We start from the raw sequence: 20,808 nt of genomic DNA, 5'->3' as shown, positions 1-20,808 counted from the left end.
GTGAAGATCGTCGATATCCGCGCGACCACCGTCGCCATGCCGCTCGAGGCGCCCTTGCGCCACGCCATCGGCGCGCACTGGGGCCGCTTCATCCGCACCATCGTCGAGGTCGTGCTCGACAACGGCGTCGTCGGGCTGGGCGAACTGGGCGGCGGCGGCGAATCCGCCGAGGGTGCGGTGCGCGGCCTCCTCCCCTATCTCAAGGGCCACGATCCGCTGCAGCTCGAGCAGTTGCGCTGGAAGATCATGAACCCCACCGCCTCGCTCTACAACAACCGCATGCAGGTGCACGCCGCCATCGAGATGGCCTGCATGGACGCCGCCGGCAAGAGCCTCGGCATCCGCGCCTGCGACCTGCTCGGCGGCGCCATCCGCGAACGCGTCCCGTTCGCCAGCTACATCTTCTACCGCCTGCCCGACCAAAAGACCGGACACGGCGGCGAGACCTCGGCCGACGAGATCGTCGCCCACGCCCGCGATCTCGTCGCCCGCCACGGCTTCAGGACCCACAAGCTCAAGGGCGGCGTCTTTCCCCCCGACCACGATATCGAGGTGATGCGCGCCCTCGCCGCGGCCTTCCCCACCGCCGGCCTCCGGCTCGATCCCAACGCCGCCTGGTCGGTCGAGCAGGCGATCCGCGTCGGTCAGGCCATCGAGGGCCTCAATAACGAGTATTTCGAGGACCCCACCTGGGGCCTCGAGGGCATGCGCCGGCTGCGCCAGTTCATCCGCATCCCCACCGCCACCAATACCGTGGTGGTCAATTTCGAGCAGCTGGCCACCAATATCCGGCTCGACGCCATCGACGTGGTGCTGCTCGACACCACCTTCTGGGGCGGGCTGCGCCAGGCCCACAAGGCCGGCCAGGTGCTGGAGACCTTCCAGTACGGCGCCTCGGTCCACTCCTCGGGCGAGCTGGGCATCCAGCTCGCCTCCATGCTGCACCTCGGCGCCGCGCTGCCCAATCTCGGCTTTGCCGCCGACGCGCACTACCACCACCTCGTCGACGACATCATCGTCGGCGGCCCGTTCCACTATGAGAACGGCGAGATCGCGGTGCCGAAGGGCCCCGGCCTCGGCGTCGAGCTCGACCGCGACAAGCTCCTTCGCTACGCGGAATATTACCGCGAGGTCGGCGGCTACACCTATGACCGCGACCCCACCCGTCCCGACTGGTACGGCATCCTGCCCGAACAGCGCTGGGCCGACCCGGGCAAGGTCTATCTGTAGGTCCTGCGCACCGGCGGCACGTACTGCTGCCGGCCACCCGGCATCGTCGCGAACAGGGCTTTGTCGCTCAGTGCACGCCCTCGATGATTCGGCGTGTGCCCTCGGCGTCGCGGCCGAGGATGTCGTCGAGCAGCGCCCCGCGTTCCTTGGCGCCGACGAACTCGAGCCGCCGCAGGCCGAGCGGGTCGACCTCCTCGCGCAGCACGCGCAGCGTCCGCGCGTCCGGCGCCGCCACCTCGCGGCATGTCTTGTCGAACACCACCTTGAACCCGGTCTCGGCGATGATCGTCTCGCGGGCGACCCCGGGCATGGTCTCGACCACCACCAGCTGTCCCGCCGCCTCGTCGTAGCGGAACAGCGCCAGGTTGGTGACCAGCCAGGTGTCGCCCGGCTGGTACCCTGCCCGTTCCCGCTCCGCCCGCGAACTGATGCCACGGGCGGAACTGACCGTTTCCACCGCCTTCACCAGTGTGCTCGGGCTGTGCCGGGTGACATAGACGACATAGTTCTTGTGCATGTTGGCGACGTCCGACATGCCGCCCTGTCCCGGCAGCCTGAGCTTGCCGCCGCTCGGCTTGGTCAGCTCGAGATTGTTCGTCTCGCCGCGCGGCCCCACCTGCGCCGCGCCGATGATTTCGTGCGTCACGAGGCCGGCTTGATAATAGGTCGAGTAGGTATCGTCGCCGCCGCACTGTGCCACGGCGCTGCCGGCATCCATCACCTCGATCAGGCTGAGCGTCATCACCCCCGGCGCGATGTCGACGTGCCCGCAGGAAAACGTCGCGATCAGCGCCTGCGGGGCGTGCGTCGCCTTGGCGAGGCGATAGGCGACATTGGCGAGCGGCGATACGGCCCCGGCGCTGGCGAAGCTCTCGTTGTCGAGCATCCCCGCGATGCGGATCGCCATGATCTCGTCGACGCTCGCCGGCCCGGGCGCGGCGGGAGACCGGAAGGGCGCCGCCACCACCTGCTCCGGCCGGATTTCGGCCGCCGCCCGCAATTGCGCCGGGGGCGAGCCGACCGGCCGCTTCAGCGCCGCCATCAGGTCGCCCTGCCGCCCCTCCAGCACCTCGCGGATCTGGCGATAGTCGGTGACGTAGAACGGCAGGCACGAGGTGGGATAGGCGCCGCCGGGCACCTCCGCGATCGCCGTGACGAGATTGCGCGTGACGATCGTCTGTCGCCCGTTCCGCTGCAGATGGCCGGCCGGCACGATCTCCTCGACCGTCACCAGCACCTGCCGCGCCGCCCCGACGATCGCGAGGTCGAGCGCCTTCGCCCCGATGATCTCGACATTGCCGTGCTGGTCCGCGCGGGCCGCGTGCAGCAGCACGGTGTCGATATCCTGCGCGTCGACCAGCCCGATCACGTCGCCGGTCCGGGCGTCGCGATGGAAGCGCACCGCCGGGCAGCGCTCGACCATCGTCGAACCCTCGGGCAGCTGCACCGGCATGAACGGCAGGTTCTGCTGGCTGGCCCTCAGCCCCTGGATCATCGCCAGCGCCGGCCAGTCGCGGATCGGCACCCGGCCGGTCTCGGCCGCTTCGCGGAAGCGGGGCGCCAGCCCGAAGATGTCGAGGCTCGAAAAGCAGATGTCGATGCTCTCGACCGCCCCGGCCTCGAGCAGCAGTTCGAGCGGCAGGCCGCCCGCCCAGGCGAAATAGTGGAGCCCTCTGGTGCCGCGCGCCGCCACCTCGCGCAGCAGCGCGATCGGCAGGCGCGCGAAGTGATGTCCGCCCACCGAGATGCGGCTGTTCGAGGCGACTCGCGCCGCCAGCTGCGCGAGGCTCTCGATCGCCGGCCGGTTGGATTTCAGCTTGGCACTCATCGGCGGTCTCCGCGCTTGCCCGCTTCGGCGTCGGGCCTGCGCGCCCCGGCACCCAGATTGCGTGAAATCTGCCGGCTGGCCTCGAGCGCCAGTCCGCGCACCGTCTCGAGCGGCACCTTGGCGGCGCGCTGCGGCACGAAGGGCACCGTCAGCGCGGCAACGACGTGGCCGAGATAGTCGAACACCGGCACCGAGACATTGGTGACGCCGCTCACCGCCAGCGATTGCTGCACCTCGATCCCGGAGGCGAGGATCGCCTCGGCGCGTCGCGCCACCTGCTCGCGTTCGGCGGCGCTGCGGCCATCGGCGCTCAGCCAGGCATCGAGCTGCTCGCGCACATGGGGGGGCGAGTGAGCGTAGATGACGACGCCGGAACTGGTCTCGGCGAAATCGAACTTGGCGCCCAGCATCACCGAGTAGCGCATCGGCAGCGGCGAATCGACCTGCAGCACGATCAGCGCCTCGTGCCCGCTCAGCACCGCCAGGTGGCACGATTGCTGCACCCGCGGCGCCAGCGCCTGCATCACCGGCAGGGCGGAATCGCTCAGCTGCCGAACCGATGGCATCTGGTGCGCCAGTTCGAACAGCTTCAGCGAAAACCGGTAGCGATCCGAGTTGTCGCGCCGGTAGAGGTAGCCGCGCGCCTCGAGCGTCTGGATGACGCGGTAGAGTTCATGCACGCTGCGCCCGAGCCGCGCCGCGATCTCGGTGAGCGTGAGCCCGTCGGGCTCGCTCGCCATCAGTTCGATGACATCGAGCGCCTTTTCGGCGGCCGGCACCGAATAGCTGCGTTTGCCGCCGGCCTCGGCGGGGGCCTCGTCCTCGTCGCTGGGGACGGTCGCCGCCATTATGGCGTCGCCTCCGGGCCGCGGATCGTGTCGTAGCGGGCGTTCAGCCAGTCGACGAAGGCGCCGAGCGGCGCGTCCTCGTACACCACCGCCGCCAGCTTCAGCGTCGCATCGTGGAAGAACGGCACGAACCCCGGATGCGTCGGCCTCAGATAGGCGGCATCCAGCACCGGCAGGCAATCCCGGAAGAACTGCCCGGTCAGCCGGTTGCACTCGGCCGACGTCCAGGCCGTCCGGCTGCCGGGCTGCCCGCCATGGATGACGTACTGGCTGGCCTGGTAGGCCGGGCTGCTCAGGTACATCGCATAGGCGAAGGCCGCCTCGGGGTCGCTGGAGCTGGCGCTGACGCCGATGCCCGCGCCGCCGAGGATCGTCCGCGCCGGCAGGCCGACCTTCAGCCTTGGCACCGCGCCGAAGGCGACGGGCTTGCCGGCGCCGGGCGTCGAGTAGTTGACGTAGTTGAACAGGTACGGCGCATAGACGACGTCATCGGCCGTCGACATGTGATCGAGGCAGCGGATCGGGTTCCACTCCTTCGACTTGGGGTGCACCGCCTCGGCCAGCGCCTTGAGCAGCCCCACCACCTCCGGGGCATCGGCAGGCGCAAGAAACGGCCCCGCCTCGTGTCCCGGATTGCGCCCGAGGCTCGCCGACAGCGACACCAGCGTGCACATCAGGTCGGTCGGCACTGCCGGCCAGCCGACCCACAGACCCTTGGCGCGCGCCTTGCCGGCAAGGTCGATGACCTCGGCCAGCGTCGTCGGCAGCGTCCAGCCATGCCTGTCCATCAGATCCGGTCGCCGCGCCGAGGTCTGCGACGCGGTATCGATCGGCAGGGCCCAGATGCCGCCTCTGTAGGCGTAGGAACGCCAGGAGGCGCCCACCTCGTCGGCCGCGAACGCCGCCTTGTCCGCCTCGCTGAGGAATGGCGCCAGGTCGAGCAGCCAGCCCTTGCTCGCCGCATCGCCGACGAAGGGATGGTCGTAGATCACCAGGTCATAGCGCGCCGCGAAGTCTCCCAGGTCGCCTTCGCCGAAGCTGTAGAGGCTGCGCCGGTCCCAGCGCACGTCGATGCCGCGCTCCTGCTTGTAGGGCGCAACGCTCGCCTCGAGCGGACCCCAGCACCGCCGATGGTCCCACGCAATCCCCGTGATCACGGACACTATCCTCCCCGTCTTCTTGTTGTCCCCATCCTGCCCCATCGTTTTTGCAAGCGCAAATGCTTTTTGCAGAAGAAAACTGAGAAGCGTTGAGGGGGGGCGCTCCCGCACCATGTCACCCACCGCTGTCGCCCCGGCGCAGGCCGGGGCCCATCCTGAGATGGACCCCGATCACGCTGCGCAGCAAAAGCGCCGGGTCCCGGCCTGCGCCGGGATGACACCGAGCCGGCGGCACCGGCAGCACCACCCCGACCTCGGGGGAGGGAGACCGCCTCCGCCGTTGGCGGTGGAGGGGCGCTCCCGCACCATCGTGCCACCCCACCGCTGTCACCCCGGCGCAGGCCGGGGCCCATCCTGAGATGGACCCCGATCACGCTGCGCTGCAAAAGCGCTGGGTCCCGGCCTTCGCCGGGATCACACCGAGCCCACGGTACCGGCAGCACCACCCCACCCCGACCTCGGGGGAGGGAGACCTCCGTGCCCCCGCTCACCCCAGCGGGTTGTCGCCGCGCCACCAGTCCTTGAACGGGTTCGACCACAGGATCTGCTGCATCGTCTCCTCGCTCACCCGCGGCAGCCTGGTGCCCTCGAGCTGGTCGTTGATGCCGAGCAGCCCATCCACCGACTCCTCCACCCGTGCCGCCGGGAAGTCCGAGCCGAAGTAGATCTTGTCGGTGACTTTGTATTCCTGCGCCGAGATCAGCATGTTGTAGTATTGCCAGGGCCGGTAGAACAGCGCCGACACCTCGAGGAACACGTTGGGCTGCTTGCGCGCCACGACGATGGCGTCGTCGTACCAGGGGTGCCCCATATGGGCGAGCACCATGCTGAGGTCCGGATACTTCAGCGCGATCGGCTCGACATGGATGGCCCGGCCCATGTCGATCGGGGCGTTGCGTGCATAGGTCGTCCCCATATGCATGGTGAGCGGCAGGTTATGCCTCTGGAGATATTCGTAGACCGGCACCAGCCGCGGGTCGGAGAGCGCCACGCCATTGTAGATCGGCCCGAACTTGGCGCCCTTGAGCTTGAGGTCCTCCACCGCATGCACCAGCCGGTCCATGCAGTCGGGCCGCCGCGGGTCGACATAGGTGAAGCCGACGAACTTGTCGGGGTACTTCGCCACCGCCTCCGCCGTCAGCGAGTCCGGGCTGTCGATCCCGGCGGAATCGGCATAGCTCAGGGCGAAGACGATCGCCTTCTCGACCTTCTCCATTTCCATCAAGAGCGTCTCCGCATCCGCCTTCGGCGCCATCGCGCCGGGCCGTACCCGGGCCTGGTGCGTCAGGTAGAGCGGCAGCACATGCTCGTCGTTGAAGATGTTGACGTGGCAATCGCAGTAGGCACGGGCGGTCATCTTAGTGTCCTCGGGTCGAAAGGGCGTCATCCGGCGGCGGCCGGCACGGGCGACAGCAGCGCCTTGAGCGATGCGGCGGGGTCGGCGAGATAGGCGGGGTCCGGTACGGCGCGACGGGCGATCAGTCGCCTGGCGATCCCGATGTCGCGCGCCACGGCAGTGCCCGGTCCGAGACCGCTCGCCCCGAGCAACCGGCCGTCGGCGCCGAGATGGAACAGCGTCAGCCGGTCGCCGTCGCGCCGCGCCACCGTCGCCGCGCCGGCCGCCGGCAGGCCGGCGATCTGCAGGCCGAGCGCATACTGGTCGCTCCACATCCACGGCACGTGCGATACCGCCTGCCCCGCACCGGCAAGGTTCAGCGCCGCCAGTTGCCCCAGTTCCTGCGCGTTCTGCCAGCTCTCGGGCCGCAGCCGCCGCCCGCCGAACAGCGGATGCGGGAACGAGCAGCAGTCGCCCGCCGCGAGGATCGCCGCGTCGCCCGTTCGCAGCTCCGCGTCGACCGCAATGCCGTTGTCGATGGCGAGCCCGGCCTCGGCCGCCAGTTCGGTGCGCGGCGCCACGCCGATCGCCACCACCACCAGGTCGGCCACCGCGCCCGTGCCGTCGGTGCAGATGAGCTCCGCCACCCCGTCCCGCCAGGTGATCGCCGCGAGGTTCCGGTTGATGCAGAGCCGCACGCCGTTGCTGCGGTGCGCCACGGCGAGGATTTCCGCCAGGTCCTCCGGCACGCCCCGGCCGAGCAGCCTCGGCTCGGCCTCGAGCACCGTCACCGCCGCGCCCCTGCCCCGTGCCGCCGCCGCCACCTCGAGCCCGATCAGCCCGCCGCCGACGATCGCCACCCGCAAGCCCGGTGCCATCGCCGCGCGGAGGGCGAACGCATCCGCGGCGTCGCGCAGGGTGTGCACCGGCCCCGCTTCCGCCCCCGGCACCTGCAGCCGCCGCGGCGCCGCCCCGGTCGCCAGCAGCAGCCGGTCGTAGCCGAGCCCGTCGCCGTCGTCGAACTCGATCTCGCGGGCCTCGCGCCTCAGCCGCTGCACCGTCCGGCCGCGCCGCAGCGTGATCCCCGCCGCCACATAGTCGGCCTCGGCCCGGATCGGCTTCAGCGCCCCGCCGCCCAGCACGTCCTTGGACAGCGGCGGCCGCTCGTAGGGCAGCTCGGCCTCGCCACCGATCAGCGTCACCGGCCCGGCAAAGCCCGCGGCCCGCAGCGCGAACGCCGCGCCGACCCCGGCCTCGCCCGCCCCGACGATGACCGCGCCACCCGCCATCAGCCGAGGTCGATCAGCACGTCGTCGCCCTCGACCCTGACCGGATAGGTCCTGAGCGCCACGCACACCGGGGCGCCCTTGGCGGCCCCGCTGCGATAGTCGAAGCGGCCCATGTGCTTGGGGCATTCGATGATGTGGTCCATCACCAGCCCGTCGCAGAGCATCGCATGCTCGTGCGTGCAGATGCCGTCGGTGGCGTAGAACTGCCCGTCCGGCGCCCGGTAGATGGCGTAGGTCCGCCCGCCCTGGTCGAAGCGGCCGACATCCTCGCGCTCGATATCCTCGACGCCGCACGCCCTCGTCCAGTTGGCCATCGTCATCGCCCCCGCTGCGCCGGCTGGCCCGCCCCAGGCGGCAGTTCCTTGCGGATGAAGTAGCCCGGCTCGTTCAGTTGCCGGAACACCGCCGGCAGCATCTCGCCCCAGGCGGCGAACACGCTTTTCATCGGCGCCGGGCAGTCGTGCTTGATTGCCGCGTGCAGCGCCGGCAGCGCGTGGTACGGCACCATCGGGTACATGTGGTGCTCCACATGGTAGTTCATGTTCCAGTAGATGAAGCGCAGCACCGGGTTCATGTACACGGTGCGCGAATCCAGCCGGTGGTCGAGCACGTCCTCGGCCAGCCCCAGGTGCTGCGTCAGCCCCATCAACGCCAGGAGCCAGATGCCGTAGACATTGGGCAGCCCGATCAGCAGCACCGGCACGAGGCTCTGCGTCGCCACCGCCAGCAGCGCCGCGCCGCCGTGGATGGCAAGGATCGCCCAGGCTTCGCGCTGCACCTTTCCGCGCTCGTTCTCCGGGATGTAGCTCTTTTCCTCGTCGTTAAGCCGGCCCGCCGCGTAGCGCACCTGCGTCATCAGCGATTGCGGCACGTTGACCAGCCCGAAGAAGTTGAGCGCCATCACGATCAGCTGCGGCGGCCGCATCCCGGCGATCTCCGGGTCGCGCCCGACGATGATGGTGTCGGTATGGTGCCGCGCGTGGCTCCAGCGCCACGCCGTCGGGCTCCTGAGCAGCATGAACGAGGCCAGCACATAGACCACGTCGTTCGGCCAGGTGGTCCTGAACGCCGTGCGGTGGCCGCATTCGTGCCAGCGCGAATCCGCCGCCGAGGCGTAGACGACGCCATAGAGCGCGAACACCGGCACCGCCCACCAGCTGCCCGCGAGCAGCGTCCCCGCCGTCCCCAGCACCACCAGGAGCCCCAGCCAGATCGCCGTGTCGCGACTGGCCGGCCCGTCGCTGCGCTGCATCAGCGACTTGAGCAGCTTGCGCTCGATCGGCGTCTTGTACCATTCGCCCGAGGCCAGCCCGCTCTCGATCGCCTTGGCCGTCTCCGGGCCGACGAGGCTGTAGTCGCGGCTGGTGCGGAACCGCAGGAGCGAAGCCATTTCCATCTCGTGTCTCCTCCCCCTGGTCCCGCCCGGCCGTCAGCCGGCCAGCGGGTTGTCGCCGCGCCACCAGTCCTTGAACGGGTTCGACCACAGGATGCGCTGCATCGTCTCCTCGCTCACCCGCGGCAGCTTGGTGCCCTCGACCTGCTCGTTGATGTTGAGCAGCCCGTCCACCGACTCGTCCACCCGCGCGAACGGAAAGTCCGTGCCGAAATAGATCTTGTCGGTGATCTTGTACTCCTGCGCCGAAATCAGCGTGTTGTAGTACTGCCAGGGCCGGTAGAAGAGCGCCGAGATCTCGAGGAACACGTTGGGCTGCTTGCGCGCCACCACGATGGCATCGTCGGACCAGGGGTGCCCCATATGCGCCAGCACCATGGTCAGGTCCGGGTATTTCAGCGCGATCGGCTCGACATGGATGGCCCGCCCCATGTCCACCGGCGCCTGCCGGGCGAAGGTGGTGCCCATGTGCATGGTGAGCGGGATGTTCTTTTTCGACAGGTATTCGTAGACCGGCACCAGCCGCGGGTCGGAAAGCGCCACGCCGTTGTAGATCGGCCCGAACTTGACGCCCTTGAGCTTCAGGTCCTCGATGGCGTGGACCAGGAGGTCCATGCAGTCGGCCCGCCGCGGGTCGACATAGGCGAAGCCGACGAACTTGTCGGGGTATTTCGCCACCGCCCGCGCCGTCGTCTCGTCGTCGCTCTCGATGCCGACGCTGTCGCCGTAGCGCAGCGCAAAGATGATCGCCTTGTCGACATTGGCCATCTCGGCATGGAGCGTCTCGGCATCGGCCTTGGGCGCCATCGCCCCGGCCCGCACCCGGCTCAGCTGCTGGGTGTAGAGCGGCAGCACGTGCTCGTCGTTCCAGATGTTGACGTGGCAGTCGCAATAGGCGCGGGCGGTCATGGCAGCGGGGTCCGGGTCAGTGGGCGACGGGGGCGATGCGCTGCCGATGCAGCGACATCAGGAATTCGGTCAGTTCGTTGTAGCTCAGCGCCGAGGCGGGCGTATCGAGAGCCACCTCGCCGCGATCCAGCACCACCAGCCGGTCGCACACCTCGTGCACGTGGTGGATGTTGTGCTCGATATAGATGCAGCTGCGCCCGCCCGCCTTGATCGAGCGGATGAAGTCCAGCACCTTCTGCACCTCCTTGAGCGCCAGCGCCACGGTCGGCTCGTCAAGCACGATCAGGTCGCTGTCGAAATGCATGGCCCGGCCGATGGCGACGCCCTGCCGCTCGCCGCCCGACAGCCGACTCACCGGCGTGTCGACGTCGATGCCGACGCCGCGAAAGCCGATGGTCGAGCGCATGATGTGCTCGGCGACCTTCTTTTCCGCCTTCACGTCGATGAAGCCGAACCGGTTGGTGATCGGCCGCCCGACGAAGAAATTGCGCCAAAGCGGCTGCTTCTCGCCCAGCGAGGAGTCCTGGTAGACCGTCTCGATCCTCAGCTTGTGCGCTTCCTTGACCGAATAGGAGGCCGCATCGATCTTCTGGCCGCGCACGTAGATCGTGCCGCTGGTCGGCTGCTCGACCCCGGTCAGCACCTTGATCAGCGTCGACTTGCCGGCGCCGTTGTCGCCGATCAGCCCGACGATCTCGTTCGAGCCGATCTCGAGCGTCACGCCCTTGAGGCTGACGACCTTGCCGTACTGCTTGCCGACATTCTCGAGCCGGACGATCGGAGTGGAGTTCATTTCAGCTGTCCCATGGGCGCACAAGTGACGCGCGGCAACGGCCGCAGCGCCCCCTCTCCCTTTGGGGGAGAGGGTTGGGGTGAGGGGGCCTTTGCCGCAAGCACCATGGCAGCGGAAAGCCCCCTCGCCCGGATCGCTGCGCGCTCCCACCTCTCCCCCAAAGGGAGAGGCGGAGGCGCCACCATCACGTTACCGGATGCCGGTCTTCACCAGGGCCTCGAGCGCCTCGACATTGTCCTTGGTCAGGTAGCCGCCACCGGTGTTGAGCTGCAGGCCGGCGAGGCCGTACTTCTTCTGCAGCACCGCCGCGACCACCGGCATGAAGCCCTGCAGGTACGGCTGCTGGTCGAGCACGACCGTGATGTAGCCGTCCTTGACCCCCTGGATGGCCGCCGACGAGATGTCGAAGCCCGAGGTCGAGACCTCGCCCGGCGCCTTGCCGGCATCCTTGAGCACGCGGTCGAGCACGGCGGTGATGCCGCCATGGCCCGGCACGATGATCGCCTTGGTGTCGGGATTGCTCTCGAGATAGGCGACCAGCACCGGCACGGACAGCGCCGGATCGAGCACCGCCTCGTTCGACCACTGCAGGCTGTCGAACAGGATGCCGTTCTCGGTCAGCACCTCGGTCGAGCCCTTGGCCACGTCGTAGCCGGCGGCGCCTTCGGTAAACGCACCGTAGACCACCACCTTGTCGCCGGCCTTGAGATTGCCGTTCGAGATGGTGAGCGAGGCGAGGTTGCGGCCGGCGCCGTAGTTGTCGAGGCCGAAATAGCTCAGGCCCGTGCCCGGCAGTTCGTTATTGTTGACGATGACGATGATGCCGTCTTCCTTGGCCTTGTCGAGGAACGAACGCATGCCGTCGGTGCCGGCATGGCCCATCACCACGATGGCGTCGGGCTGGGCGGCGAGCGCCTCGTTGGCCTGCACCACCATCTTCTGCGGATCCCAGCCGGAGTGCTGCTCGATCAGGTTGACCTTCAGCACCCGGGCGGCATCGCGTGCCCCCAGTTCGCGGGCGAGCGTCGCCGTATCGCCCGGGTTGCCGCCCATCTGGAAGTAGATCGTCATGCCGGAGTCGACGGCGTCCTGTGCCATGGCGCCGGGCACGGCCAGCATCGCCGAGAGTGCAAGGCCGGCGAGCCCCTTCAGTAGTGTGCGCATAGTGTAGTCCCCTTTCCCTTCCTTCTATTTCCTCGCGCGCGAGCGGAGTTCTCTGAGCAGCGGGACCTTGTCGGGGTCCTCGAGTACTGCGTTCATTGTGACCGAGATGATGAAGACCAGCCCGATGAAGAAGCGCGTCCAGAAGCCCTGGACGCCGCTGGCAACGAGGCCGGCCTCGATGATGGCGACGATCAGCGAGCCGAACACCGTGCCCGCGACCTTGCCCGATCCGCCGAAGATCGAGGTGCCGCCGATGAACACCGCCGCGACGACGATCAGCAGGTACCCCATGCCGGCATTGGAGAAGTAGGTCGTGGTCTCGAGCGTCAGGAACACCCCGGCCAGCGCCGACAGCATGCCCATCAGCGTGAACAGCTTGATCTTCTCGCGGTCGATGGCGATGCCCACCACCTTGGCGACCTTCATGCTGTCGCCGATGAACAGCAGGCTCTCGCCGAACTTGTGCCGGTTGAGCAGCATCCAGATCAGCACCGACACCACGATGGCCCAGACGAACTGCACCGGGAACACCCCGAGCCGGCCGGCGAACACCATGTGGATGACATCGTCCTCGATGTCCGGGATGGCGAGCGAGGCGCCGTTCGACACCACCGTCACCAGTCCGCCCCACAGGAACAGCATGGCCAGCGTCGCGATCAGCGACGGGATGCCCAGCTTGGTGATCACCAGCCCGTTCACCCAGCCCATCGCCGTCCCCACCGCCAGCGCCGCGATCAGCGCCAGCCAGGTCTGGTCGTAGTCCTGGTAGAGGATGCAGAAGACATAGCTCGCCATCGCCACGACCGATGGGAAGGAGAGGTCCATCTCCCCCGCCACCACCACCAGCGTCAGGCCCAGCGCGATGATCATCGGCGGCGGCACCGTCGCCATGAAGCTCATGTAGACGCGAAAGCCCATGAAGGCGCGCGGCGCCGTGAGCATGAACACCAGGATCAGCAGCGCCAGCACCAGCGCGATCGCCGTGCCCTCGATCTTGAAGAATCCGGCGATGGGGTTTGCGCGCGGCGCGCCTCCGCTCATCAGAGCACCCCGTACTTGGCGTAAACGTCGCGCAGGTAGCCGCCCTCGCGCAGTTCCCGGATCGAGTGATGCTCGCCATTGACCTTGTCGAAGGCGATCCTCAGCACCTCCGCTTCGATCGCCTGCGGGATCACCACCACGCCGTCGGCGTCGCCGAACACCAGGTCGCCCGGCAAGACGCGCACGCCGTCGCAGATCACCGGGATGTCGACCGCCTGGATCTGCCCGCGCCCCTTGCTGTCGAGCGGCGCGATGCCGCCATGGAACACCGGCAGCTGCAGCCGGCGGATTTCGAGAATGTCCCGCACGAAGCCGTCGGTGACGCAGCCGGCGGCGCCGCGCGCCGTCGAGGCGGTCGAAAGCAGGCTGCCCCAGGGCGCGATGCGCGACGAGCCGCCGGTCGCCAGCACCGCCACGTCGCCGGGCTTGAGGTCGTCGATCAGCGCGATCTCGAGTTCGTAGGGATTGACGCCCGGCTCGACCGAGGCCGTCTCCATGTAGATGCCGGTGCGGGCCCGCCCGCACATCTTGAGCGTCTCGTCGAGCGGCCGGGTCCGCGGCGAGAAAGCCTGGTTGGTGACCCCGACGGCATCGAGCGCATCGGACAGCACGGCCGTGAACAGCTGGTCCCGGTTCTGGGGCAGAGGGGCGTTCTGGCGCGACGTGATGGGGGAATGAGCGGACATGTCGCCTCTGGCTAGAAGGATACTTTGGAAGGGGGCGTGCCGCTCTTGCCGGCGAGGAAGTCGAAATCGGCTCCCTTGTCGGCCTGCGTCACGTGGTCGATGAACAGCTTGCCGTAGCCGCGCTCGTGCGCCGGCTCCGGCGGCACCCAGGCGGCACGGCGCGCCGCAAGTTCCGCCTCGCTCACCTCGAGATCGAGCCGGCGGTTCGCGGCATCGATGCGGATCATGTCGCCGCTCCTCACCAGCGCCAGCGGCCCGCCGATGGCGGCCTCGGGGGCGACGTGCAGCAGCACCGTGCCGTAGGCGGTGCCGCTCATGCGCGCGTCCGAGATCCGCACCATGTCGGTGACGCCCTGCTTGAGCAGCTTCTTGGGCAGCGCCATGCTGCCGATCTCGGGCATACCCGGATAGCCGCGCGGCCCGACATTCTGCAGCACCAGGATGCTGTCGGCGTCGACCTCGAGATCGGGGTCGTCGAGCCGCGCCCGGAAGTCGTCGGCGTCCTTGAACACCACCGCCCTGCCGCGATGCTGCATCAGCCGCGGCGTCGCTGCCGACGGCTTGATGATCGCGCCGTTGGGCGCGAGGTTTCCCTTGAGCACCATGATGCCGCCCTGCTCGGTCAGCGGCTTGTCGAGCGGGCGGATCACCTCGTCGTCGTAGCTCACCGCATTGGCGATGCGCTGGCCGATGGTGCCGCCCTCGATCGCCGGGGCCTCGAGCCTGAGCTTCTCGGCGATCCGCCGCATCACTACCGGCAGCCCGCCCGCCTCGAAGAACTCTTCCATCAGGAAGCGTCCGGACGGCTTGAGATCGACCAGCGTCGGCACGTCGCGCCCCAGCGTGTCCCAGTCCTCGAGGCTGAACTCGACCCCGAGCCGCCCGGCGAGCGCCAGCAGGTGCACCACCGCGTTGGTCGAACCGCCGATCGCGCCATTGGCCTTGACGCCGTTCTCGAATGCGGCCCGCGTCAGGATCTGCGAGATCGTGATCCCCTGCTTGACCAGTTCGACGATGCGCGCCCCGCTCCGTTCGGCCAGCACCGATCGCCGGCTGTCGGCGGCGGGGATCGAGCCGTTCATCGGCAGGGCGATGCCCATCGCCTCGCCCAGCGAGGCCATGGTCGAGGCCGTGCCCATGGTCATGCACGAGCCGGCCGAGCGGCTCATCGCCGCCTCCGCATCGCCCAGCTCTTCCTTGCTGAGCAGTCCGGTGCGGTATTCCTCGTCGAGCCGGAACACGTCCGTTCCCGACCCCAGTTCGCGCCCGCGGAACTTGCCGTTCAGCATCGGCCCGCCGGAGACCAGGATGGCCGGGATGTCGCAGCTCGCCGCGCCCATCAGCAGCGCCGGGGTGGTCTTGTCGCAGCCGGCGAGCAGCACCACGCCGTCGATCGGGTTGGCGCGGATCGTCTCCTCGACATCCATGGCGACGAGGTTGCGGAACATCATCGTGGTCGGCCGCATCAGCGGCTCGCCCAGGCTCATCACCGGGAACTCGAGCGGGAAGCCGCCGGCCATCAGCACGCCGCGCTTGACGTGCTCGGCGAGGTCCCTGAGGTGCCGGTTGCAGCTGGTCAGTTCCGACCAGGTGTTGCAGATGCCGATCACCGGCCGGCCGTCGAACAGCTCGGGTCCGAAACCCTGGCTCTTCATCCAGCTGCGCGGAATAAAGCCGTACTTGCCTTCCCGCGCGAACCACTCGGCGCTGCGGAACGGGCCCGCCGGCGCTCCGGCGTGCGAACCGGACGAGTTGTCCCGCGGACGGCGTTCAGCATCGTGACCATTGTCAGGCATTGGCGTGTTCCCCTCACGGCGAGGTACATGTAACGTTAAATGTCGACGGCACGCAAGATGGTTTCTCACCCTCCCGAGGTCGAATCCTTCAGGTGGTCTCGCCGGCGTCGAAATGCACCGGCAGCACGTGGTCGTGCCGCTCGAACGTGCCGTCCTTGAGCCGCGCCAGCATGGCGTGCCCGGCCCGCTCGCCCAATTGGTAGGCGGCCGATACCACTGTGGTCAGGCGCGGCCGCGAGTAGCGGTGCGCCTCGAAGCCGTTGAAGCCGATCACCCGGACGTCCTCGGGAACCCGCACGCCGCGGTCGAGCAGCAGCAGCATCGCCGCCGTCGCGATCGGATCGTTGGCGCCGATCACCGCGCCGGGGGGCTTGTGTCCGGCAAGGTGCCGGGCCATCGCCGCCTGCACGTCGGCGAACGACTCGCTGGCCGATTCGAGCAGCGTCAGCCGCGCCGTCCCGCCGCTCGCGGCGAGGCTGTCGCGCACGCCGGCGACTCGGTTCTCGATGGCCGGCCAGTGCTGGCGCGGCACGATCATCAAAAGATCCTCGACCCGGCGGGCCAGCAGGTGATCGGCCACGAGCCGCCCGCCGCCCCGGTCATCCTGACGGACGGTGCAGATATCCGGGCCTGGCGCCGCGATCTCCTCCTGAAACACCACCACCGGCTGGTCGAGTTCGCTCAATTGCCGGATCGCGTTCCGGCGTTCCGCCGGATTGCCCGAGATCATCGCGCAAAAGCCCGCGACTTCGAAATTGCGCATGATCATCGAGTGCGCCAGCGCCGCCTCCGGCATGCCCTGGATGGTCAGCGTGTAGTCCGCCCCGTTGAGCACGTTGGCAAGCCCTGCCACCACCTGGCAGGTGAAGAAGTCGGCGAGAAACGCCGGCGATTCGTCGACGATCACCATGCCGATCGAGCGCTGCTCGGCGACCCTGAGGTTCCGCGCATTGGCCTGCCGCCGGTAGCCCAGCCGCTCGATCTCCCGCTCGACCCGCTTCTTGGTCGCCTGGCTGACGAACTGCAGCCGGCCGTTGAGCACGTTCGAGACGGTCATCGGCGACACCTCGGCGGCCTTCGCGACGTCCTTGATCGTCGCCCTGCCCCTGCGCTCGCTGTTCCCGCCCATCTGCCCCTCGACCGTTAACGACGTCGCATATATCGTTAAATGGATTTCCTTGCCAACCTGCCGGAGCCGAATCGTGTCCGCCTTCGCAACCTACCCCAGCCTCGCCGTTAAGAATGTGTTCATAACCGGCGGCGCCACGGGGATCGGCGCGTCTCTCGTCACGCATTTCGCCGCCCAGGGCGCCCGTGTCGGCTTCATCGATATCGACGACGCCGCCGCCGGACCCCTGGTCGCCTCGCTTTCGGGTAACGTTACATATGCCCATTGCGATGTCCGCGACATCGCCGCGCTCAAGGCCGCCATCGCCGCCTTCGAGACCGAGGCCGGCCACGTCGATGTGCTGATCAACAATGCCGCCCGCGACGACCGCCACGCCGTCGACGATATCGACGTCGCCTACTGGGACGACCGGCTCAACATCAACCTCCGGCCGCATTTCTTCGCCGCGCAGGCGGTTCGAGCCGGCATGGCCCGTGCCGGCGGCGGCTCGATCATCAATTTCGGCTCGGTGGTGGTGCAGATGGCGGCCGGCAACATGGCGGGCTACGTCACCGCCAAGGCCGGCGTCCAGGGTCTCACCCGCGCGCTCGCCCGCGACTTCGGCAAGGAGCGCATCCGGGTCAACTGCCTCGTGCCGGGCTGGGTCATCACCGAGCGGCAGAAGGCCCTCTACTGGACCGAGACCAGCGAACGGGCAATCGCCGAAAAGCAGTGCATTCCCGATCCGCTCGAGCCGGCCGACCTCGCCCGCATGGCGCTTTTCCTCGCCGCCGACGACAGCCGCCACTGCACCGCGCAAAGCTTCATCGTCGACGGCGGCTGGGAATAGCCCCCACCCACCGGGTCACCCCGGCGCAGGCCGGGGCCTAGTCTGAGACGCCCCACCGAGCGCGCTGCACCGCCACCCCACCAACTTCCTCACCGAGCGTGCTTCACCCCCTCCCCAACCCTCCCCGCAAGGGGGAGGGTGTCCGCCGGTGAGTTTGGCAGCCATGGTGCAACAAACTCGATCCCCACCTCCCCCTTGACGGGGGAGGCAAGCGGAGCTTGTGAGCGCAGCGAACTAGCGCAGTTCGGAGGGGGTGCGATCCGGGTTCAAACCGTTGAGATTGTTGCGCTATGCGACCTCGATCTCCAAGACTTATCCCCGCTCCTCCCAACCCATGGTAATCTCCTCCCGTTCCCCGTTGGGCGCAGTCGTGCACGGACGGTTGGCGCGGGATTTCGGGGGTCGCCGGAGCCGTCCGGCGGCGGGTTGGTGCGGCTGACACCCGGCCTTCACCCATCCAGGCTCCGCTGCAGTAATGCAGTCGCGAGGCGAGGTGGGGGGCAAGCTTCTTGGTTCGCACCCATCCAACTCCACCCGGACAGGACCGGCGCGGCGACGGCCGTTACATCTGCGGACTACCCGCGTGGCTGAACCCGCGCCGGTCCCGCCCACCTGCTCCAGGGCAGGGCTCTTTGAAAACCCCGAGGCCCGAGGGCCGTCGGTCGCCCCGTCTTGGCATTTTGGAATTCCATTTGACTTAATCCCCCCGCCGTTTCAGACTTGCTCCGTCTCGGAGGTGGAGCGATGGAGCTCAAGGGCACCAACCAGGAGTTCGGGCGGCCGTACAACCGGCGCATCGTTCTCGAATCGATCCGCCTCGACGGCCCCACCACCCGCGGGCGTATCGCCCGTCAGGTCGGGCTCACCGTGCAGACCGTCTCGACCATCATCCGCGAGCTCGAGGAGCTCGGCCTCGTCCTCTCGGTGCGCGAGGAGCCCAAGGGCCGCGGCCTGCCCCCCGCCACCCTGCGCATCAATCCCGAGGGCGGCCACGCCATCGGTGTGCACCTCACCCCGCTCGGTGTCGATGCCGCGCTGATCAACCTGGCCGGCGATATCGTCGCGAGCGCCAGTCGCAGCGCGCACCAGCCCTCGCCCGATCTCGCCTTCGCCCTCATCGCCGATCTGGTCGCGGAGTTGCGCACCGCGCGCCCGGACGGCCGCATGCTCGGCATCGGCATGGCCCTTCCCGGCCCGTTCGACGTCGATTCGATGAGCTTTGTCGGCCCTACCACCATGGCCGGCTGGCGCGATGTCGACCTGCGCCGGCGCCTCGCCGAGGCGGCCGCTCTGCCTGCCTTCTTCGAAGCCGACATGGGCGCCGCCGCCCTCGGCGAGCGGCTCTACGGCCGGGGCGCCGAGTTCGCCGATTTCTACTACCTCTATTTCGGCGTCGGCCTCGGCGGCACCATGGTGCACGATGGCGCGCCGCTGCGCGGCGCCTGGGGCAATGCCGGCGAGATCGGCCACATCCCGCTGGTGCACGATGGCGAGCCCTGCCCGTGCGGCAATCGTGGCTGCCTCGAGCGCTACGTCTCGCTCGAGGCACTGAGCCGGCGTCCGGCCGGGGTCGACGAGGCGGCCTGGGTCCGGTCCGTCGCACCGGTGTTCCGCGCCGCGCTCGTCACCATCGAGAACCTCTTCGATCCCGAGACCATCATCCTGGGTGGGCTGGCCTCCGAGCCGCTCCTCGCCGATCTCGCCGCCGTGGCGGCCGACCTGCCGAACTCGGTCTCGGCCCGGCGCGACCGCAAGGCGCCGCGGGTCGTCGTCTCCGATGGCGGGCACCAGGCCGTGCTGCGCGGTGCCGCGGCCCTCGCGGTCACCGGCGTGCTCTCGCCGCGCTTCTACCAGATGCTTGCCTCGGGTTCCGACAATCCGGCCGACAAACTGCTCAAGGGGCTCGCCGCATGACCCGTGAACCGCTGCTGGTCCTCGACAACATCACCAAGAAGTACGGCGCCATCGAAGCGCTGCGAGGGATCAGCTTTCCGATCGGCAGGGGCGAGGTGGTGGCCCTTCTCGGCGACAACGGCGCCGGCACGTCCACCCTCGTCAAGATCATCGCCGGCGGCCTCGAACCGACCTCCGGCAAGATGCTGTTCGAAGGCCGCGACTTCCTCGCCCGCTCCCCGTCCGAGGCCAAGGCAGCCGGCATCGAGACCGTCTACCAGGACCTCTCGCTGGCCACCAATGTCGACGTCGTCGCCAATTTCTTCATGGGACGCGAACTGACCCGCAGGGTGCTGGGCATCCCGGTGCTCGACGAAAAGGCCATGGAAGCGGTGACCGCCCGCGCCCTCGCCGATGCCGGCACCCGCATTCCCTCGCTCAGGACCAGGGTCGAGCACCTGTCCGGCGGCCAGCGCCAGGCGATCGAGCTCAACCGGTTCGTCCACTGGGGCGGCAAGCTGGTCCTGCTCGACGAACCTTTCGCCGCCCTCGGCGTCGAGCAGACCCGGCGCGGCCTCGACATGATCCGCAAGGTGGCGAGCCAGGGCATCGGCGTCGTCATCATCACCCACATCATGCAGCAGGCCTTCCAGGTCGCCGACCGGATCGTGGTGATCCGGCAGGGCGTCGTGGCGGGCGATGTGGCCACAACCGACACCAGTCCCGACGCGGTGGTCAGGATGATCACCGGGGAAACCCTTGCCGGCGCCGGACCGGCAGGCTGAGGGGCCAGACAGGGAATCCGGAAACAAGGAGCGAACGAATGAAGCGCATACTTCTATCCGTCTTCGGCGTCCTGGCAGTGGCCCTGGCCCTGCTGACGCCGGCCTTCGCGCAATCGAAAGGCAAGGTCTACTACCTCGTGCCGACGCTGCTCGACGAGTTCCAGACCGGCTCGGTCTCGGCCCTCGAGATGTTCCTCAAGCAGGTCGGCTACGAGGTGCAGACGCTTAACGCCGACAACAAGACCGACGTCCAGCAGTCGCAGATGAACGACGTCATCGCGCTGAAGCCCGCCGCCATCATCCTCGCCGCGGTCGACTTCAACGCGCTGAAGCCCTCGATCGAGTCGGCCATGGCCGCCGGCATCCCGGTGGTCGAGTTCGATCGCCAGATCACCTCGACGCCATCGGCCTTCACCTCGGTCGCCGGCACCATCGAAATCGGCTATGTCGCCGCCGCCGAAGCGGAAAAGCTGCTCAACGGCAAGTACGGCTCGGTCAAGGGCAAGGTGCTGCAGATCCTCGGCGACCCCGGCGATCCCTATACCCTCGACATCCAGAAGGGCTTCGAGGAAAAGATGGCGGCCTTCCCGGACGTCAAGATCATCTCCGTGCCCGCCATGCTCTGGGAAGCCAGCAATGCCGGCACCATCGCCGCCGACCAGCTGGTCGCCAATCCCGACATCGACCTGATCTTCTCGC

At 68.4% G+C, this 20,808-nt stretch carries 19 protein-coding genes; 5 read left to right on the top strand and 14 right to left on the bottom strand.

Annotated features, from left to right (window positions below):
- The gene (locus ACE3TU_RS01050) at positions 1 to 1,230 is read left to right on the top strand and encodes an enolase C-terminal domain-like protein (RefSeq protein ID WP_374619064.1); all 1,230 of its coding nucleotides are present in this window, start codon (positions 1 to 3) and stop codon (positions 1,228 to 1,230) included.
- A 67-nt stretch (positions 1,231 to 1,297) separates the two neighbouring features.
- On the opposite strand, the gene ACE3TU_RS01045 is transcribed toward ACE3TU_RS01050, so the two are convergent.
- The 14 genes from ACE3TU_RS01045 to ACE3TU_RS00980 all read right to left on the bottom strand — a co-directional run bounded on the left by ACE3TU_RS01045 (position 1,298) and on the right by ACE3TU_RS00980 (position 16,602).
- Entirely contained in the window at positions 1,298 to 3,058 is a 1,761-nt protein-coding gene (locus ACE3TU_RS01045) for a CoA-transferase (RefSeq protein WP_374619061.1), read from the bottom strand.
- The gene (locus tag ACE3TU_RS01040) at positions 3,055 to 3,906 is read right to left on the bottom strand and encodes an IclR family transcriptional regulator (protein ID WP_374619058.1); all 852 of its coding nucleotides are present in this window, start codon (positions 3,904 to 3,906) and stop codon (positions 3,055 to 3,057) included. The genes ACE3TU_RS01045 and ACE3TU_RS01040 overlap by 4 nt, the downstream gene beginning before the upstream one ends.
- Complete coding sequence (locus tag ACE3TU_RS01035) at positions 3,906 to 5,063, bottom strand: ABC transporter substrate-binding protein (protein ID WP_374619056.1); 1,158 nt, start codon at positions 5,061 to 5,063, stop codon at positions 3,906 to 3,908. The genes ACE3TU_RS01040 and ACE3TU_RS01035 overlap by 1 nt, the downstream gene beginning before the upstream one ends.
- A gap of 490 nt (positions 5,064 to 5,553) precedes the next feature.
- Positions 5,554 to 6,423 carry an amidohydrolase family protein gene (locus tag ACE3TU_RS01030; RefSeq protein WP_374619054.1) on the bottom strand — a complete coding sequence of 290 codons (870 nt, stop codon included), beginning with the start codon at positions 6,421 to 6,423 and terminating at the stop codon, positions 5,554 to 5,556.
- Between the two features lie 26 nt (positions 6,424 to 6,449).
- Positions 6,450 to 7,691, bottom strand: a complete 1,242-nt coding sequence (locus ACE3TU_RS01025; protein WP_374619052.1) for an NAD(P)/FAD-dependent oxidoreductase — start codon at positions 7,689 to 7,691, stop codon at positions 6,450 to 6,452.
- Positions 7,691 to 8,005 (bottom strand): MocE family 2Fe-2S type ferredoxin, encoded by a 315-nt coding sequence (locus ACE3TU_RS01020; RefSeq protein WP_374619050.1) that lies wholly within the window; start codon positions 8,003 to 8,005, stop codon positions 7,691 to 7,693. The genes ACE3TU_RS01025 and ACE3TU_RS01020 overlap by 1 nt, the downstream gene beginning before the upstream one ends.
- 2 nt (positions 8,006 to 8,007) lie before the next feature.
- Positions 8,008 to 9,081, bottom strand: a complete 1,074-nt coding sequence (locus ACE3TU_RS01015; protein ID WP_374619047.1) for a fatty acid desaturase family protein — start codon at positions 9,079 to 9,081, stop codon at positions 8,008 to 8,010.
- Between the two features lie 39 nt (positions 9,082 to 9,120).
- The gene (locus tag ACE3TU_RS01010; RefSeq protein WP_374619045.1) at positions 9,121 to 9,993 is read right to left on the bottom strand and encodes an amidohydrolase family protein; all 873 of its coding nucleotides are present in this window, start codon (positions 9,991 to 9,993) and stop codon (positions 9,121 to 9,123) included.
- A gap of 16 nt (positions 9,994 to 10,009) precedes the next feature.
- Positions 10,010 to 10,786, bottom strand: a complete 777-nt coding sequence (locus ACE3TU_RS01005) for an ATP-binding cassette domain-containing protein (RefSeq protein ID WP_374619042.1) — start codon at positions 10,784 to 10,786, stop codon at positions 10,010 to 10,012.
- Positions 10,787 to 10,975: 189 nt separating this feature from the next.
- A complete protein-coding gene (locus ACE3TU_RS01000) occupies positions 10,976 to 11,950 on the bottom strand; it encodes a substrate-binding domain-containing protein (protein ID WP_374619039.1) in 975 nt (324 codons plus the stop codon).
- Positions 11,951 to 11,974: 24 nt separating this feature from the next.
- Positions 11,975 to 12,991 (bottom strand): ABC transporter permease, encoded by a 1,017-nt coding sequence (locus ACE3TU_RS00995; RefSeq protein WP_374619037.1) that lies wholly within the window; start codon positions 12,989 to 12,991, stop codon positions 11,975 to 11,977.
- Positions 12,991 to 13,677, bottom strand: a complete 687-nt coding sequence (locus ACE3TU_RS00990) for an RraA family protein (RefSeq protein WP_374619035.1) — start codon at positions 13,675 to 13,677, stop codon at positions 12,991 to 12,993. Before ACE3TU_RS00990 ends, ACE3TU_RS00995 begins: the two co-directional genes overlap by 1 nt.
- Positions 13,678 to 13,688: 11 nt before the next feature.
- Positions 13,689 to 15,473, bottom strand: a complete 1,785-nt coding sequence (locus tag ACE3TU_RS00985; RefSeq protein ID WP_374619033.1) for an IlvD/Edd family dehydratase — start codon at positions 15,471 to 15,473, stop codon at positions 13,689 to 13,691.
- Between the two features lie 88 nt (positions 15,474 to 15,561).
- Positions 15,562 to 16,602: a LacI family DNA-binding transcriptional regulator gene (locus tag ACE3TU_RS00980; RefSeq protein ID WP_374619031.1), complete on the bottom strand. Its 1,041-nt coding sequence runs from the start codon at positions 16,600 to 16,602 to the stop codon at positions 15,562 to 15,564.
- Positions 16,603 to 16,672: 70 nt separating this feature from the next.
- Here ACE3TU_RS00980 and ACE3TU_RS00975 point away from each other — a divergent pair, with 70 nt between their 5' ends.
- The 4 genes from ACE3TU_RS00975 to ACE3TU_RS00960 all read left to right on the top strand — a co-directional run.
- Positions 16,673 to 17,431, top strand: coding sequence for an SDR family NAD(P)-dependent oxidoreductase (locus ACE3TU_RS00975; protein WP_374619145.1), 759 nt, complete (start codon positions 16,673 to 16,675; stop codon positions 17,429 to 17,431).
- A 744-nt stretch (positions 17,432 to 18,175) separates the two neighbouring features.
- The gene (locus ACE3TU_RS00970; protein WP_374619028.1) at positions 18,176 to 19,345 is read left to right on the top strand and encodes an ROK family protein; all 1,170 of its coding nucleotides are present in this window, start codon (positions 18,176 to 18,178) and stop codon (positions 19,343 to 19,345) included.
- On the top strand, positions 19,342 to 20,109 hold the full coding sequence (locus ACE3TU_RS00965; protein WP_374619025.1) for an ATP-binding cassette domain-containing protein: 768 nt from the start codon (positions 19,342 to 19,344) through the stop codon (positions 20,107 to 20,109). The genes ACE3TU_RS00970 and ACE3TU_RS00965 overlap by 4 nt, the downstream gene beginning before the upstream one ends.
- Positions 20,110 to 20,147: 38 nt before the next feature.
- Positions 20,148 to 20,808 (top strand): sugar ABC transporter substrate-binding protein (locus ACE3TU_RS00960; protein ID WP_374619022.1); only part of this gene is annotated, 661 nt, incomplete at its 3' end.

It is taken from the genome of Devosia sp. (genome assembly GCF_041917035.1).
GTDB lineage: Bacteria > Pseudomonadota > Alphaproteobacteria > Rhizobiales > Devosiaceae > Devosia_A.
This window is presented reverse-complemented; position numbering and strand designations above follow the sequence as displayed.

Coding starts and splice junctions, on each gene's coding strand:
- ACE3TU_RS01000 (WP_374619039.1), bottom strand. CDS start 11,950: ATGCGCACACTACTGAAGGGGCTCGCCGGCCTTGCACTCTCGGCGATG.
- ACE3TU_RS01045 (WP_374619061.1), bottom strand. CDS start 3,058: ATGAGTGCCAAGCTGAAATCCAACCGGCCGGCGATCGAGAGCCTCGCG.
- ACE3TU_RS01025 (WP_374619052.1), bottom strand. CDS start 7,691: ATGGCGGGTGGCGCGGTCATCGTCGGGGCGGGCGAGGCCGGGGTCGGC.
- ACE3TU_RS00970 (WP_374619028.1), top strand. CDS start 18,176: ATGGAGCTCAAGGGCACCAACCAGGAGTTCGGGCGGCCGTACAACCGG.
- ACE3TU_RS00995 (WP_374619037.1), bottom strand. CDS start 12,991: ATGAGCGGAGGCGCGCCGCGCGCAAACCCCATCGCCGGATTCTTCAAG.
- ACE3TU_RS01040 (WP_374619058.1), bottom strand. CDS start 3,906: ATGGCGGCGACCGTCCCCAGCGACGAGGACGAGGCCCCCGCCGAGGCC.
- ACE3TU_RS01005 (WP_374619042.1), bottom strand. CDS start 10,786: ATGAACTCCACTCCGATCGTCCGGCTCGAGAATGTCGGCAAGCAGTAC.
- ACE3TU_RS00990 (WP_374619035.1), bottom strand. CDS start 13,677: ATGTCCGCTCATTCCCCCATCACGTCGCGCCAGAACGCCCCTCTGCCC.
- ACE3TU_RS01030 (WP_374619054.1), bottom strand. CDS start 6,423: ATGACCGCCCGTGCCTACTGCGATTGCCACGTCAACATCTTCAACGAC.
- ACE3TU_RS01015 (WP_374619047.1), bottom strand. CDS start 9,081: ATGGCTTCGCTCCTGCGGTTCCGCACCAGCCGCGACTACAGCCTCGTC.
- ACE3TU_RS01020 (WP_374619050.1), bottom strand. CDS start 8,005: ATGGCCAACTGGACGAGGGCGTGCGGCGTCGAGGATATCGAGCGCGAG.
- ACE3TU_RS00980 (WP_374619031.1), bottom strand. CDS start 16,602: ATGGGCGGGAACAGCGAGCGCAGGGGCAGGGCGACGATCAAGGACGTC.
- ACE3TU_RS00965 (WP_374619025.1), top strand. CDS start 19,342: ATGACCCGTGAACCGCTGCTGGTCCTCGACAACATCACCAAGAAGTAC.
- ACE3TU_RS01010 (WP_374619045.1), bottom strand. CDS start 9,993: ATGACCGCCCGCGCCTATTGCGACTGCCACGTCAACATCTGGAACGAC.
- ACE3TU_RS00985 (WP_374619033.1), bottom strand. CDS start 15,473: ATGCCTGACAATGGTCACGATGCTGAACGCCGTCCGCGGGACAACTCG.